The organism is Bifidobacterium sp. POST2/T3 (B1), assembly GCF_058197115.1.
Map to the genome: position 1 here is coordinate 1 of NZ_JBVPQK010000036.1, position 15178 is coordinate 15178.

Genomic DNA, 15178 nt, shown 5'->3' on the forward strand with positions numbered 1-15178 from the left:
GAGGGAACCCTGGAGGGCGGCCGCACCGAGGGCGTGACCCGTTGGGTCTTCCAGACCACCCCGGTCATGAGCTCCTATTTGACCGCCTTCGCCGCCGGACCCTACGCCCAATGGACCAGCGAGTATCAGAACGAGGATGGACGGACCATCCCTATGGGCCTGTACTGCCGACAGGCGCTGAAGGACTCCCTGGACGGAGATGCCGAATACCTCTTCGACGTGACCAAGAAAGGCTTCGCCTTCTACGCCAAGACCTGGGACCTGCCCTTCCCTTGGGCTAAGTACGACCAGATCTTCGTGCCCGAATACAACGCGGGCGCCATGGAGAACATCGGCCTGGTCACCTTCCGTGATTCCTACGTCTTCGAGTCCAAGGCCACAGGGGCACAGATCAATCGCCGTGTGGAGACCGTCCTGCACGAGCTGGCCCACATGTGGTTTGGCGACCTGGTGACCATGAAGTGGTGGAATGATCTGTGGCTGAACGAGTCCTTCGCTGAGTTCATGTCGACTCTGGCCACTGCCGAGGCCACCGAGTGGACTGACGACTGGGCCACCTTCTGCTCCGGGGAGAAGAGCTGGGCCCTGACCGAGGACCAGCTGCCCACCACGCATCCTGTGGTGGCCCCAATCCGTGACCTGCATGATACCGAGGTCAACTTCGACGGCATCACCTATGCCAAGGGCGGTTCCGTGTTGAAGCAGCTGGTCGCCTACGTGGGCCGTGATCGCTTCTTCCAAGGCATTCACAACTATCTGACGGCCCATGCCCACGGCAACGCAACCCTGAAGGATCTGCTGACCGAGCTGGAGAAGACCAGCGGCCGCGACCTGGGCAACTGGTCCCGGCTTTGGCTTGAGGAGGCTGGCATCACCACGCTGACCAGCCAGGTGCAGACCGACGAGCAGGGGAGCATCACCGCCATGCGGATCGACCAGACCGCTCCCGAGGAGCATCCCGTCCTGCGTCCGCATCGCCTGGCTGTGGGCTTCTATGACGAGGATCAGTCCGGCAAGGTGGTGCGTACAGACCGGTTCGAGCTGGATCTGGACGGCCAGGGAGCCGAAGTGCCCCAGATCGTTGGCAAGAAGCGACCGGCCCTGATTCTGATCAACGACGACGACCTGACCTACGCCAAGCTGCGCCTGGATCAGGACTCCCTGGAGTATGCCACGCAGAACCTGTACCGGATCGAGGACCGTCTGGCTCGGGCCGTGGTCTGGCTCAGCTTGTGGGACATGACCAGGGATGCGCAGTTCCCTGCTGAGCGCTTCATCAGCCTGAGCTTGAAGGCACTGGCCACTGAGCACCAGTCCACCACCTTCCGCTACGCCCTGTCCCAGATTTCGACAGCTGCCCACCATTTCACCGCTTCCCGTCGCCGTCAGCCCATGCTGCAGCTGGTGGCCAGCACGCTCTGGGATCTGGCCATGAAGGCCCAACCGGGTTCGGACGAGCAATTCCAGCTGGTCCGCGCCTACCTGGGCTACGGGGACGATGCCGACTTCGAGGATCATGCCCGGGGTCTGCTGAGCGGCGACCTGAAGCTGGAGGGGCTGACCATCGACAACAACACCCGTTGGCTGATCATCCACGCCTTGTCTGCCCACGACCTGCTGGCTGACGGCGAGATCGACCGGGAGCTGGCCGCGAAAGACACCACGGAGAACCGCGAGTTCGCCATGGGCGCCCGGGCCGCCCGTCCGACGGCTGAGACCAAGGCCTGGGCCTGGGATCAGGCTCTGCACAACGAGGATCTGACCAACTCGCAGATCGAGGCCTTGGCCGACGGCTTCTCCGGCTCCGGGGACCAGGAGCTTTTCGCACCCTACGTAAACCGCTTCTTTGCGGCCGTAGACGAGGTCTGGGCCCATAAGACCTTCCACATCGCTGAGACCCTGCTCAACCCCCTGTCGGCAGGCGGGCTCTACCCGACTAAGGCTGATCCGGCTGCCCTGGTCAAGGCGGGCGACGCCTGGCTGGCCGACCACGCCGAGGCTCCCAAGGCCCTACGCGGAATGATCATCCAGAATACGGAGTCCTCCAGGCGCATCCTCAAGGTCCGCGAATACAACGAGCGGCTGCGCTGAGTATTCCGCCCGCTCTGGCCCGAGTGGCGACGGGTCAGGGGCGGGGCCATAATGAATCTGTTGCCTGCATATAGGATGGTACGTTCGGAGGAGAGCAAATGCCCAGATTATTCGGTACCGATGGTGTACGCGGTTTAGCCAATAGAGACCTGACTGCTCAACTGGCCCTGGATCTGGGCGATGCAGCAGTCCGCGTCCTGGGCCGTGGCGCGGATCGGTCCGCGGGCCGCCGAAGGGCCTTGATCGGCCGCGACACAAGGGTCTCCGGGGACTTCCTGGCCTCGGCCCTGGCCGCTGGCATGTCTTCGGGCGGCTTCGACGTGATCGACGTGGGCATCATTCCTACTCCGGGCATCGCCTACCTGACCAGCGTGCTCAACGTGGAGATGGGGGCGGTCATCTCCGCCTCTCATAACCCCATGCCCGACAACGGCATCAAGTTCTTCGCCCGGGGTGGTTTCAAGCTCCAGGATTCCAAGGAGGACGACATCGAATCGGTCCTGGGCCAGGACTGGGAGCGCCCGGTGGGCGAAGGTGTGGGCCGCGTCTCCCATGACACGGTGACCGCCACCAACATGTACATCGACCATCTAGTGGAGGCCGTGGCCCCTGTAGCCCCTGACAAGACCCAAACCAAGCCCTTGGACGGTCTGCGGATCGTGGCTGACTGTGCCAATGGAGCCACCTCGGTGGTAGCCCCTGAGGCCCTGCGCCGGGCCGGTGCGGACGTGGTGGTCATCAACGCCTCTCCCGACGGCTACAACATCAACAAGCACGCCGGGTCCACCCATCCCGAGCAGCTTCAGGCCATGGTCAAGGCCTCGGACGCGGTCATGGGCGTGGCCTTCGACGGGGATGCCGACCGCTGTCTGGCCGTGGATGAAGAGGGAAACATGGTCAACGGCGATCAGATTATGGGCATCCTGGCCCGCGCCAAGCAACGCGAGGGCAAGCTGGCCAACGACACCCTGGTGGTCACGGTCATGAGCAACCTTGGACTCAAGCTGGCCCTGAAGCAGATGGGCATCGTCACTGTCCAGACGGCTGTGGGCGATCGCTACGTCCTTGAGGAGATGCTGCGCGGAGGCTACACCCTGGGCGGCGAGCAGTCCGGGCACGTCATCAACCGGGAGTTCGCCACCACCGGCGACGGAACCCTGACGGCTCTGACCCTGGCCAAGGAGGTCGTGCGCTCGGGCAAGAGCCTAAAGGAGCTGGCTGCTGACTTCCCCCAGCTGCCTCAGCAGCTGATCAACGTGCCCGGCGTGGACAAGAATGCGGCCCGCACCAATGCCAAGGTTCAGGATGCGGTCGAGGCGGAGGAGCGGATGCTGGGCAGCACCGGCCGGGTCCTGTTGCGGCCCTCGGGCACCGAGCCCCTGGTCAGGGTCATGGTCGAGGCGGCCACCCAGGAGCAGGCCGACCAGGTCTGCCAGCGGCTGGCATCAGTTGTGGCCGACGAGCTGGCTATCTAAAGACTAGTAGGGCAGATTACTCGCCTGTCTGGAATCCAGGAAGGACACCATGTTCGAAAGAAACGGCAGAATAGACACTTCCCTGAATCGTCAGGTCGATACCATGCTCTCTAGCGCTGGGAGACAGGGTACCCTACCCATTGTCCAGATGGGAGAGCCGGTACTGCGTCAGAAGACGCAAACCTATACTGGTCAACTCTCCAGAAAGACCTTGAACCGTCTGGTCAAGGCCATGCGCAGGACAATGCTTGAGGCTCCGGGCGTGGGATTGGCTGCTCCCCAGATCGGTCTGAGTCTGGCCATTGCGGTGGTTGAGGACCACTTGCGTGATGATGAAGACGACCCACGCGAAATTGCAGAACTACCTTTTAGGGCCATCATTAATCCCTCATATGAACCTGTGGGTACTGCCAGGAAGGCCTTCTATGAGGGATGCCTTTCCCTGGAGGGGTACCAGGCTGTCCGCGGTCGTTGGCTTGACATCACCGCCAACTGGCAGGATGAGACTGGCAAGAAGCATCGGGAGGCCATGCACGGATGGCCGGCCCGTATCTTTCAACATGAGACCGACCATCTTTCGGGAGAGGTGTATATAGACCAGGCTGAGATCCGCAGCCTCTCTTCAGACGATAACCTGAGTGAATACTGGGCTTTTGACCCGGTACCTACGGAGGCTGCTATGGAGTTGGGATTTTCGTTTTAAATCCATTAGTCACACTGTTCCTACCTGTCGGTACGAGAGTACAACAAAATCACTACGTTCTTAAGCCAGCCTATCTTTTAGGTTGTTTAGATCCATCTCAACTCATCTTGTACTGGTCGCGACCTGAGTTCCTGCGAATACTCGTGTCATAGTCGAGAGCAATGTCCAACCTAGGCCAGGTAAATGGGCATTAAACGTACAGACGCGCGAAGGCTGAAGAATATCTATTCAGGACGTTCCTATTCTTCTATGCAAGGAATGCCTAACGGTTTTATAAACGGCCATGTGCTTTGCAAAACCGAGAAACAAGTGTTATAACTATAACGTTATAGAAAAGATGACAGCGATTTTTGTGTTGTATCAAGCGATTTATTCTGATTCAGCACAAATAATCAGCTTCTATTTCTATAACGTTATTGTGCTTACAACACCGTAAGCTATTCCTTCAAAGAGGAGGACGTGATGGATAGGGTCAGCACCTCACCGACGATTCCCAGGGGAGAAAGTAGCGAGGGTCATGTGGCTGGTGAAATGAGTCACCGTAAGGATTGGCGCGGCTGGAAATTCATGGGGCCATTCGCAGTTATGTTTATCCTGGTCTTTGTCATTCCCATCGTCTATGCAATCTGGCTTTCGCTCTACCAGCAACGTCTGGTTGGCGGCAATTCATTTGTTGGTCTGGCAAACTACACCCGCCTTTTCCGTGATGCACAGTTCTGGTCTTCTGTTCGTAGGGTCGTTGTATTCACCATCGTCCAGGTTCCCATCATGCTCTGTCTGTCGGCTTTGATGGCCCTTGCGCTAGATTCCATGCGCTTGCATGGGACCAAATTCTTCCGGATATCGACCTTCCTCCCTTATGCGGTTCCGGCTGTGGTCTCAGCTCTGATCTGGGGCTTCATGTATGGGGCTAAATATGGCCTCGTGGGTACATTCAACTCCTTTTTTGGGACCCATATAGATGTATTGCAGCCTTCGGTCCTTCTTGCCTCGATAGGCAACATCGTGACTTGGGAGTTTACGGGATACAACATGCTGATTTTCTACTCCTCCTTATCTACCATTCCCCATTCCCTTTATGAGGCTGCAGCTATCGACGGAGCATCTGAGTGGAAGATAGTGCGAAATATTAAGATGCCTGAGCTGCGCGGCTCGCTTGCAATCACCGTGATTTTCAGTATTATCGGGTCCTTCCAGCTTTTCAATGAACCTAGTGTTATGCAAAGCATGGTGCCGGGGAATTCAATCACTTCTTATTTCACCCCGAACATGTATGCATATAATCTGAGTTTTTCGGGGAATCAAAGCAACTATGCGGCAGCCTTGGCTATTGTGATGGCTGCTATAACTATGGCCATCGCATACGTGGTCCAGCTGAACAGCATGAAGGAGCAGATGCGATGAGTAGTTATATTACTTTGATCAAAGACGCCCGAACGACTAAGCGACGGGAACAGCTACGTCAGCGCAGAATTGCCAAAGATGAACGAGCTGAGCGGAGACGGGCGGCGACTAAAGGTTTCTACAATCCCTCAAACCCTCGCCGGTCCATGTGGATGACGCTGGTTTGCGGTATATTTGCTGTCTATTGTCTGTTTCCCTTTGTCTATTTGATTATCAACGCCACCAAGACCCAGTCTGACTTCACGGGTACTTTTGGCTTGGGTCTAGGGCATTCATTCGCTTTATGGGATAACATCCGAACTGTCTTCACGTATCAGGATGGCATATTCGGAAGATGGTTTCTTAATACTCTTCTGTACGTCGTCATTGGTGCTGGCGGAGCCACGGTATTTGCTGTAATGGGTGGCTATGCTTTGGCCAAGTTCCGGTTTCCTGGTCGGCGGGCTGTATTCGCTGTGATCATTGGTTCAATCAGCGTACCCGGTATAGCGCTTGCTGTGCCTCAGTTCCTTCTCTTTGCCAAAGTCGGGCTGACCAATACTCCCTGGTCCATGATCATTCCCAGTCTGATTAGTCCATTCGGTCTTTACTTGATGTGGATTTTTTCGGAACAAGCTGTACCCTCTGAACTTCTGGAAGCGGCGAGAGTGGACGGTGCCTCCGAATGGCGCACATTCAGGCAGATTAGCCTTCCGCTTCTTGCGCCTGGTGTTGTGACTTGTTCGCTTTTTACCATTGTCGCCACTTGGAATAACTACTTCCTCCCCCTGATCATGCTCAAAGACGCGCAATGGTATCCGCTGACCATCGGCCTAAATCAATGGAAAGATCAGGCAAGCACAGCTGGAGGACAGGCCATCCAGAACCTTGTTATCACAGGGAGTCTAATCACAATCATACCTCTGGTTATTGCTTTTTTGACCCTGCAACGTTATTGGCAGTCTGGTCTGGCTGCCGGTGCAGTCAAAGAGTAATAAACAGGCGGCATTAATTGGCATTTTTAGCATTTCTAAAGAAGCAAATAGCAAGAAGGAGATAACAAATTGGTTTCAACGAAGAAATTAGTGACTGGTTGTATTGCGGGTGCAATGCTTCTGTCGGTATCAGCTTGCGGATCTGGGAGCGGTAACTCAAGCAGCGCGGGAGGTAATGGTGACCAGGTTGTTCTGAATGTCTGGGCCTGGGAACCAACCTATACGGATGCCGCCAAACTCTTCGAGAAAAAGAATCCATCCATCAAGGTTAAGATAACGAATGTTGGCACCAGCAACAAGCATTACCAAGCTCTAAGCAATGCTATTTCCGCGGGTTCCGGAGCCCCGGATGTTGCTCAGATAGAATACGGTGCAGTTCCTCAGTTCGCCATGCAGGGCTCGCTGAAGAAACTTTCCGGCTACGGGGCCGACTCGTACAAGGACTTTTATACTAAAGGTGCTTGGAATTCCGTCAATGTGAATGGAGATATTTATTCTTTGCCTGTCGATACAGGCCCTATGGCACTTTTTTACAATAAAGATATTTTCGATAAGGCGGGTGTGACTGAGGCTCCTAAGACTTTTGACCAATATTATGAAGCCGCGAAGAAGATCCATGCGCTTGGCAGTGACTATTACATCTCCTATGACAGTGGTGCATTTGCTCCTTTAGAGGAGATGATGTGGGCCGTAGGAAGCCATCCATTTACAGTCAAAGACAAAACGCTCGGTATTAATTTTGACAATAACCCTAACCTGGACAGACTACTGGATGTCTGGCAAAAGATGCTCAATGAAGGATTGCTTGATACTAAGTCCGTGCAATGGTCAGATGAGTGGAATCATAGTTTAAATAATGGGCACATCGCATCGCTTTTGTGCGGGGCGTGGATGGGTTCGATGTTGGATGATTCCGCTCCTGATACTAAGGGCCAATGGCGCGTCGCCCCCATGCTCATGCTTGATGAAGGGCATCCCTCAAATGGTGAAGATGGCGGCTCCTCTCTTGCCATCCTCGCTTCAAGCAAGCAGGCTGATGCAGCTTATAAGTTTATAGATTTCGTTTGCCATAACTCTGCTGGTATCAAAGCACGCGTTGAGAAGGGACAGTTCCCTGCCGACAAAAGGACGCTACAGGACAAAGACTTTTTAGATCGTTCTGATCCTTATTTCGGCGACCAAAAGATAAACGAAGTTCTTGCCAAGGCGCCTGATACCGTTGATACAAAATGGCAATTCTTGCCCTATCAGGTTTATGCGCAGACGACCTACGGAGATACGGCCGGTAAAGCTGTTATTGGTGAGGTAACACTAAAAGAAGGATTGAACAACTGGCGTAAAGGCCTTTTGAAATATGGGAAGGACCAGGGATTCGAAGTCAGGGAATAAATAGGTAGGATCATCTCTATTTACGGGGAGGGCCTGGATTAACAGCCCTCCCTGCTAATAATAGAAGAGGATCAGAATATTGAGCCACACTTATATATTGTTCAGTGTTGCTTATCGATACGAATATATAAGGATTATGGAGCCGTAAACCGCAACGAGTCCGTAAGATCGCGTCAAAAGATACTGTGCTTATCAAGCCTCTGGGGTCCTATTGATTATGAGAAAATCCTAGTCGATTCACGCTCGATGAGATTGAAACCGGACGTGAAGGTATTCGCGGGCTCATGGTTCCCGTTGATCCGGCTCACTAGAGCATCAACTGCAAGCTGAGCATATTGATCTATATGAAAGTTGATCGTAGTCAGCGGCGGAACTGAGATTTCACTTTCAGGAATATTATCAAAACCGCATACGCGGATCTGTTCAGGGACAGAGAAACCATTACGGGTTAGTGTGGAGATAACTCCCATAGCTACAGCGTCGTTGACACAAACTATAGAATCAGGTAGCACCTTGTTTTTAAGAAGATTATACGTAGCTGTCACTCCACTGAAGCTGGTCATGTGTTTGGTGGGTATGACCTGGTTCCAGGGGATTTCCTTTCCACGTTGAAGATGAGCCAGCACATACCCTTTCAAACGAAGGGTGCCATTCCCGTCCGTTGCATTCATGATGAGGTACTTGAGTTTATCGTTATCTGCTGCTGATTCAGCATACAAGCTTTCGGGAGCGCCTATGAAGGCAATGCTAGAGCATCCCTGGTCGAACAGAGTATTGGTGAGATATTGAGAGGATTCCGCATTAGGCATAGTGATGATGTCATACATGCCAGCGGAGGAATAGTCACTGATCAAGATTAGAGGCACGTTTTGCTGGAAAAGAGGTGAGTCGGGGTGAATGGGCTCTTCAAAGAGGTAAGCCCAACCGTCCGCGTTGATCCTAGGAATACTATCAGCGAAGTCTCTGCGTCTCTCGTTGGAGAAGCCGAAAAGACTGCTTACCGTGGCGTATCCCCTCCGGCGAGCAGCCTCGTCGAAAGCGTTCACCAGGAATCCGATGAAAGGCTGGTCGAAGTCTGGCATAGCTAAACCAAGCACCTTGGTTTTACCGGTTTTCAGTGCCCTAGCCGAGCGATTCACCTGATAACCAAGATCTTTAATTGCCCTTTCGACACGTGACTTAGTGCCTGGCCTCATTTGGTCATCACGGTTGTTGATGACGTTTGAGACGGTTCTAATGGATACGTTAGCCTTTTTGGCAACATCCTTTATGGTGGTCCTCTTGGCTGGCATGTTTTCTCCAACGTCTACCGAAAGTACGAACACGGTATCCAACCGAAAGAAATCTGCTGGCCGGTTCTTTCCTCAGCTATATGTCCATCTTACTGTAGACTGCTCGGTGAATAATCTTATTAAGATGCCTGCACTAGCTACTTGAAAATCTGACTCCTTTTGACACTCTGATTCAGAGCCATATCCTTGGTCAGTTCCGGTCCGTCCCCTTTCAAGGGCGCCACCGGGTGCATGATCAATTCTTCGGAGGCATGACGGCCAGGCTCCACAGCCTTTGGCAGAATCGTCCTACCATCCATGCCTGGATCCAGCCAGGACTCCAGGTTCTCATCGGTGATCAGCAGGGGCATCCGGTCGTGCACCCGGGCGGCCTCTGGCGTGGCTTGCGTCGTCAGAATGGTGGCCGTCAGCAGCCAGGGCTGGCCGGGTCTGGCCCGCCACCAAGAGTAGAGACCGGCGATGTTCAGGGTGTGGCCGTCAGGAGCCTGGAAGTAGTAGGGCTGGTGGTCAGGTGTCCACTCGTAGTAGCCGCTGGCCGGAATGATGGCCCTCTGACTCCTGGCTGAGTCCGCGTAGGTTCGCTTGGTCAGAGCGCTCTCCACTCGGGCGTTGTGGGTGGGATAGGCCATCTGATCGCTGTCCGACCAGGACGGGACCAGGTTCCAGCGGGCCGTATGCAGGTGCCGTCGTCCATGTCGGTCCTGGGCCACCAGGGCGATGGCCGATCCGGGACTGATGTTCCAGGAGGGCTTGGGCAGTCCCGGAGCCTGCTGGGCACCATAATGCTCGGCCAGGCTGGAGTAGTCTAGGTCAGCCGCGAATCGTCCACACATGGTCCTCATTCTATGGAGGTTTGAAGCCAGCGTAGAGGAAACGCCGGAGGGCCTCTACTGGGAAAAGTTTACATGGCAGTTGAGGCCTTTCCCTGCTATAATATAAGGTGTTCTGCAACAATGGCGTGTGCATTGAAGACCACCGTGGCTACAGTACATTATTTAACGATATACATTTGTCCTGCCGGAATGAACCGACAGGAACATGGTTATTAGGAGATGGCTTATGCCTCAGAAGATCAAGGCATCGATTGCTTACGGTATCGGCAAGGGATTCGCCCAGCCCGAGGAGGTCGTCATTGACGATCCTATCGGCGCGGAGGTCCTGGTGGACGTGCAGGCCTCGGGTCTATGCCATTCGGATCTGCATCTGGTCGAGGATGACGACAAGGCCTTCCCGTTCCCGGCTGTGATCGGCCATGAGATCTCGGGCATCGTCGAGGCTGTGGGCCCCGAGGTGTCCGCCATCAAGGTTGGCGACCGCGTGGTGGCTTCCTTGGAGCAGGTCTGCGGACACTGCGCCAACTGCCTCAAGGGCCAGCCTCAGTCCTGCACTCAGCAGCAGGAGTGCGTACGCGGCGCGGGTGAGAAGCCCCGTCTGTCCTTCCCCGACGGCCGGCCCATCACCCAGGCTTTCGGCATCGGCGGCTTCGCCGAGAAGGCACTGGTCCACGAGAACCAGCTGGCTGTGGTCAACAACCAGGTCAAGTGGGATGAGGCAGCCTGCATCGGTTGCGCCACCATTACCGGAGCAGGTGCGGCCATCAACACCGCCCATGTACGCCCCGGCGATACCGTGGCCGTGATCGGCACCGGCGGCATCGGTCTGAACATCATCTCGGGAGCCAGGATTTGCGGCGCCAAGCGGATCATCGCCATCGACCTGCTGGACAACAAGCTGGAGTTCGCCCGTAAGTTCGGTGCCACCGACGTAATCAACTCCAAGAATGAGGACCCCGTGGCCAAGGTGCGCGAGCTGACCAACGGCGGCGTGGACAAGGCATTCGAGGCCATCGGTCTGCCCGTCACCATGAAGCAGGCCTGGGACATACTGGGCGTGGGCGGCACAGCCTACGCGATCGGCATGGCCAAGCCGGATGCCACAATCACTCTGGAGATCAACCCGGCAGACCTGCTGAATCATCAGCGCGGCTTCAAGGGTGTACTGATGGGCTCCACCAACATCAAGCACGACATCCCCATGTATGCTGACTTCGCTGTGGATGGGCGGCTGAACATGCATGACATCGTCAGCCAGCACATCAAGCTGAGCCAGATCGACGAGGCTTACAAGCAGCTGATCAACGGCGAGGTCGTCCGTTCGGTCATCACCGAATTCGACTGATCACTTCCAGCTGTTCGGCATGACTGCTGAAGGTTATGCCGAACAGGGGTCCTGACAGGGGTTCTGGATTACAGGGGACTCCGGGTGCGAAAGACATCCGGAGTCCCTTATGCCGTTCTGACAACCTAAAGCCCGATCAGGCCAGGAGTCTACCAATGTTCTCGGCCACTGCGGCGAGGTTGTCGGCGGCCTTGGCCATGGCATCCTCAAGGCTGACGGCCCCGGGGCTGATGCTGAAGATGGCGTCGATGCCCACCTTGTAGAGCTCTTCGGTCCCGGCGCCCACGTTACCTGCCAGGGCGATTACCTTGCAGCTGGGGGAGGACTCCTTGACGGCCTGGGCTGTACCCATGGGGGTCTTGCCGAAAGCGGTCTGGAAGTCGATGTCGCCCTCGCCAGTGAAGCAGAGGTCAGCGTCACGGGCCAGTTCCTTGAGGTGGGTGGTGTCCACAACAATATTGACGCCCGAGGCCATGACCGCCGGAGTAAAGGCCAGGAATCCTGCGCCCAGACCTCCGGCGGCCCCTGCGCCCGGCTTGGTCTCCACCTCTCGGTGCAGGTCTTTGCGAATAACAGCTGCATAATGAGCAAGGGCCGCATCCAGGATGGCAACCATGGATGGGTCCGCCCCCTTTTGCGGGCCGAAGACGGCCGATGCTCCTTCGGGGCCGGTCAGGGGGTTGGTCACATCTGAGGCCAGACGAATCCGGGTGCGGGCAAGACGGGGATCTAGCCCGGAGACGTCGATCCGGTCCAGTCGGGCCAGCGCCGCTCCTCCCTGGGACAATGCGCGTCCGTCAGCGTCCAGGAGCCGGGCACCCAGGGCCTGAGCCATGCCGGCGCCACCATCATTGGTGGCTGATCCGCCCAAGCCCAAGATGATCTCCTGCGCGCCCTGGTCCAGGGCTTTGCTGATCAGCTCGCCTGTACCGTAGGTAGTGGTGACCAGCGGATTTCGGGTCTGCTCGTTGACGAACTGGATGCCGCTGGCCGCAGCCATCTCGATGGCGGCTGTCCGCCCGTCGCCTAGGATGCCATAGCTGGCATTCACGGTCTGGCCCAGGGGTCCGGTGACCTGGGTCTGGATCATATGGCCTCCGGTGGCATCGACCAGAGACTGGACCGTGCCCTCACCGCCGTCGGCCATGGGCACCAGGACCATTTCAGCCTTGAGGGGGCTGCGTTGCAATCCGCGTTCGATGGCCTTTGCGGCTTCCTTGGCGGTCAGGCTGCCCTTGAAAGAATCGGGTGCGATGATGATTTTCATGGTTGCGACCTTTCCTGACTCGTCGATTCAGAAGACCAGATAGACCAGCATGGCCACCAGTGTCATGGTCAGGTCTACCGCAACTCAAAGGGGGACTACCTTCATTCGCTCGTCCAGGGTCATGTTGACGGGCTTGGCGAAGGAGCTGCTGCCCAGGATGGCGCTTGCGGAGATGGCGGCTGCTATGAGAATGCTGGCGATGGGTGCCAGCATAGGTCCAGGCACGCACATGGCTTGGATGAGGTTTGCGATCTGCTTGGGCAAGTCTGGGCTGGAACTATGTCAGACTAGGCCTGGCTCGGCTTTGCCGTCTAAACCTCAGTTGTCTGGTCATCGGAGGAAAGCTGATTCAGCTCGGCACGGACCTTCTGGAGTTTGGCGAAGGCTGTGTTGCGATCCTGGGTGGTTCTGGCCCGGCCATGGTCTCTGGTCAGTTTTGCCTCCTGGGCCTTGAGCAGGTCGATGCGCTCGCGTACGGCGAGTCGGTTGTCCAGATCCCTGCCGTCGGTCTGGTCCAAGGTTACCTGCGCGCACAGGCTGTCCCAGAGCTGGTCCATATCGTCGCCGACCAGGGTCAGATTGGTCTTATCGGCTGAGCGAGGCCTACCCAGGTGGAGCGTATGTCTGGTCTCATGACCTGCTTTGGTGGGCAGGGCTCGGCGGACGGCCGGCGTGCAAACGAGACCCTTTTCACCCTGGTGAACGGTGATGAAGACCATGCCTGAGGAGCGCATGGCGGCGATATGTTCCAGCACATCCTCCGGCACATAGGGGATCTTCAGCCCGATGGCCATGACCAGTACCTCATGGCAGTGCGCGCCGTCTGTCACAGGAATGGTTCCGGGCCGCAGCAGGGCCAGCATGACGATCTTGTCGACGCTGGTGGAGAAGTGCTGGCGCAGCCGTGAAGAGACGGGCGGTCGCGTAGTGAAAGCTCGTATGGGCATTTCGCCCTTGGCTGCTGGAATGGCGGTGGTGGGCGGCAGGCCCAGGGAGAGCGCGGACATGCCTTCGTAGGTTGCGATTGTCATCCTTGGCCTTTCTGTCGCTGTTTCCGTTATTCTACCGGCAGGGGCGCGATCATGGGCAAGAGTGTCCGTTTGCCGGCAATGTATATTGGCTGTAAACCCACACGACCGGATGTGAGAACGTGATCTGCGGGTTGGAGCGATGAGGGCTGAATAATGAGCAAAGATTCAGAGATGACGGTAACCAACCAGGAACGCGAACTGCTGGAGGGCTGGACCGAGGTCGACGGGGACCTGGATGGCTGCAGTCCGGATATTGCTCGGGCTGTTCTGGGCTCCCGGCTGACATTTGGGCGTATGGATGCTCCCCGCTCCCGTCACTGGCAGGTGCCCGAGGGGGTGGACTGTCTCAACGACATCGCCTATGTGGACGATGATTTGCGCGCACACAAGCTGGATCTTTATCTGCCTCACGATGCCATGCTGCGCAACGGCAGGGTGATCCCGGTCTACATCGACATCCACGGCGGCGGGTTCATGTACGGATACAAGGAGCTCAACCGGAACTTTTGCACCCACTTGGCCCAGCGTGGCTTTGCAGTCTTCTCGGTCAACTATCGGCTGATCCCCAGCACGGACTTCATGGGCCAGCTGGGTGACGTGCTGACGGCGCTGACCTGGATAAAGAGCCACCTGGACGAGTATCCGGTTTCGCCTGATCGGATCTTTCTGACGGGCGACTCGGCCGGAGGCACGCTGGCTCTCTATACGTTGGCAGTGGAGTCCGATAACCAATTTGCACAAAGGCTGGGGCTGAAGCCTGCCGGTTTGCGGCCTCGGGGCGCTGCCTTGGTCTCAGGCCTGCTCGATCTGACTCCATACTTGTCGGTGGATCTGGAAGGCTTCCATCCGACTGGTTCGCCCACCGATGGCCTGACTATAGTTGCTCCATCCTTCTTTAGAAGCTTCGTGGAGGCTGGGGGCGATCAAGTGGCCGACCTGACGACCATGGTTGATATGGTCCGCCTGCCTCCGGTCTTCCTAAACACTAGCGCCGACGACTTTCTGCAGGGCGACGCGCTCAAGATGGCTGAGATTCTGTGCAGGAAAGGCCGTGACTTCGAGCTGCACGACCTGAGGCCCAACCGTCTGCAGACCCTGGGACACGTCTATCCGGTGGCCATGACCTGGCTGGAGGAGAGTCGGCAGGCCCTGGATCAGATCCACGATTTTTCCTATGACCTGATTTAAGCCTCTTTGCGCGCCCGGTTCATCCGGTCGCTGGCTATGATGGGAAGAGAAAGGTGGGCATCGATGGCGCAAGGCCCCCGGTGTCTGCACCGCCGCTTATAGAGGAGTAATTCATGGACGAGAAGACCTTGGTAGAGAAGCTGAGCAACCTGGAGACCATCGACCAGCTGGTTGACCTGTCCAAGG

General features: G+C 56.5%; 13 protein-coding genes. 8 read left to right on the plus strand and 5 right to left on the minus strand.

Translation table 11 applies throughout. The annotated features are described in order from the left end of the window. The 6 genes from pepN to AC0AP0_RS03210 all read left to right on the plus strand — a co-directional run. Window positions 1–2091 (plus strand): aminopeptidase N (gene pepN, locus AC0AP0_RS03185; RefSeq protein ID WP_490429363.1); only part of this gene is annotated, 2091 nt, incomplete at its 5' end. 98 nt (window positions 2092–2189) lie between these two features. Then, window positions 2190–3566 carry a phosphoglucosamine mutase gene (gene glmM, locus AC0AP0_RS03190; protein WP_490429364.1) on the plus strand — a complete coding sequence of 459 codons (1377 nt, stop codon included), beginning with the start codon at window positions 2190–2192 and terminating at the stop codon, window positions 3564–3566. Window positions 3567–3615: 49 nt separating this feature from the next. After that, window positions 3616–4269: a peptide deformylase gene (locus AC0AP0_RS03195; RefSeq protein WP_110412507.1), complete on the plus strand. Its 654-nt coding sequence runs from the start codon at window positions 3616–3618 to the stop codon at window positions 4267–4269. Window positions 4270–4800: 531 nt separating this feature from the next. Then, window positions 4801–5673 (plus strand): carbohydrate ABC transporter permease, encoded by an 873-nt coding sequence (locus AC0AP0_RS03200; protein WP_110412817.1) that lies wholly within the window; start codon window positions 4801–4803, stop codon window positions 5671–5673. Then, window positions 5670–6647, plus strand: coding sequence for a carbohydrate ABC transporter permease (locus AC0AP0_RS03205; RefSeq protein WP_110412508.1), 978 nt, complete (start codon window positions 5670–5672; stop codon window positions 6645–6647). The genes AC0AP0_RS03200 and AC0AP0_RS03205 overlap by 4 nt, the downstream gene beginning before the upstream one ends. Window positions 6648–6716: 69 nt before the next feature. Then, window positions 6717–8036 (plus strand): ABC transporter substrate-binding protein, encoded by a 1320-nt coding sequence (locus tag AC0AP0_RS03210; RefSeq protein ID WP_490429365.1) that lies wholly within the window; start codon window positions 6717–6719, stop codon window positions 8034–8036. Window positions 8037–8251: 215 nt separating this feature from the next. Here the strand turns inward: AC0AP0_RS03210 and AC0AP0_RS03215 are convergent, their stop codons facing one another. Continuing rightward, window positions 8252–9328, minus strand: coding sequence for a LacI family DNA-binding transcriptional regulator (locus AC0AP0_RS03215; RefSeq protein ID WP_490429366.1), 1077 nt, complete (start codon window positions 9326–9328; stop codon window positions 8252–8254). Window positions 9329–9465: 137 nt separating this feature from the next. After that, window positions 9466–10161 carry an SOS response-associated peptidase gene (locus tag AC0AP0_RS03220; protein WP_445342368.1) on the minus strand — a complete coding sequence of 232 codons (696 nt, stop codon included), beginning with the start codon at window positions 10159–10161 and terminating at the stop codon, window positions 9466–9468. A 226-nt stretch (window positions 10162–10387) separates the two neighbouring features. Between AC0AP0_RS03220 and AC0AP0_RS03225 the strand changes: the two genes are divergently transcribed. Continuing rightward, window positions 10388–11506: a zinc-binding dehydrogenase gene (locus AC0AP0_RS03225; RefSeq protein WP_110412512.1), complete on the plus strand. Its 1119-nt coding sequence runs from the start codon at window positions 10388–10390 to the stop codon at window positions 11504–11506. A gap of 136 nt (window positions 11507–11642) precedes the next feature. On the opposite strand, the gene AC0AP0_RS03230 is transcribed toward AC0AP0_RS03225, so the two are convergent. From AC0AP0_RS03230 to AC0AP0_RS03240, 3 genes are all read right to left on the minus strand, one after another. Beyond that, window positions 11643–12773, minus strand: coding sequence for a glycerate kinase (locus AC0AP0_RS03230; RefSeq protein ID WP_490429367.1), 1131 nt, complete (start codon window positions 12771–12773; stop codon window positions 11643–11645). Between the two features lie 84 nt (window positions 12774–12857). After that, window positions 12858–12998 carry a hypothetical protein gene (locus tag AC0AP0_RS03235; protein WP_490429368.1) on the minus strand — a complete coding sequence of 47 codons (141 nt, stop codon included), beginning with the start codon at window positions 12996–12998 and terminating at the stop codon, window positions 12858–12860. Window positions 12999–13084: 86 nt separating this feature from the next. After that, entirely contained in the window at window positions 13085–13804 is a 720-nt protein-coding gene (locus AC0AP0_RS03240) for a DUF4391 domain-containing protein (RefSeq protein WP_490429369.1), read from the minus strand. Window positions 13805–13957: 153 nt separating this feature from the next. On the opposite strand from AC0AP0_RS03240, the gene AC0AP0_RS03245 reads away from it, so the two are divergent. Continuing rightward, window positions 13958–14992, plus strand: coding sequence for an alpha/beta hydrolase (locus AC0AP0_RS03245; protein WP_490429370.1), 1035 nt, complete (start codon window positions 13958–13960; stop codon window positions 14990–14992). Window positions 14993–15178: the final 186 nt, after the last annotated feature.

What these genes read in the sequence shown, in the direction of transcription:
- AC0AP0_RS03220 (WP_445342368.1), bottom strand. Translation starts at nt 10,161, where the DNA reads ATGTGTGGACGATTCGCGGCTGACCTAGACTACTCCAGCCTGGCCGAG.
- AC0AP0_RS03215 (WP_490429366.1), bottom strand. Translation starts at nt 9,328, where the DNA reads ATGCCAGCCAAGAGGACCACCATAAAGGATGTTGCCAAAAAGGCTAAC.
- AC0AP0_RS03200 (WP_110412817.1), top strand. Translation starts at nt 4,801, where the DNA reads ATGAGTCACCGTAAGGATTGGCGCGGCTGGAAATTCATGGGGCCATTC.
- AC0AP0_RS03205 (WP_110412508.1), top strand. Translation starts at nt 5,670, where the DNA reads ATGAGTAGTTATATTACTTTGATCAAAGACGCCCGAACGACTAAGCGA.
- AC0AP0_RS03230 (WP_490429367.1), bottom strand. Translation starts at nt 12,773, where the DNA reads ATGAAAATCATCATCGCACCCGATTCTTTCAAGGGCAGCCTGACCGCC.
- glmM (WP_490429364.1), top strand. Translation starts at nt 2,190, where the DNA reads ATGCCCAGATTATTCGGTACCGATGGTGTACGCGGTTTAGCCAATAGA.
- AC0AP0_RS03195 (WP_110412507.1), top strand. Translation starts at nt 3,616, where the DNA reads ATGTTCGAAAGAAACGGCAGAATAGACACTTCCCTGAATCGTCAGGTC.
- AC0AP0_RS03240 (WP_490429369.1), bottom strand. Translation starts at nt 13,804, where the DNA reads ATGACAATCGCAACCTACGAAGGCATGTCCGCGCTCTCCCTGGGCCTG.
- AC0AP0_RS03225 (WP_110412512.1), top strand. Translation starts at nt 10,388, where the DNA reads ATGCCTCAGAAGATCAAGGCATCGATTGCTTACGGTATCGGCAAGGGA.
- AC0AP0_RS03245 (WP_490429370.1), top strand. Translation starts at nt 13,958, where the DNA reads ATGAGCAAAGATTCAGAGATGACGGTAACCAACCAGGAACGCGAACTG.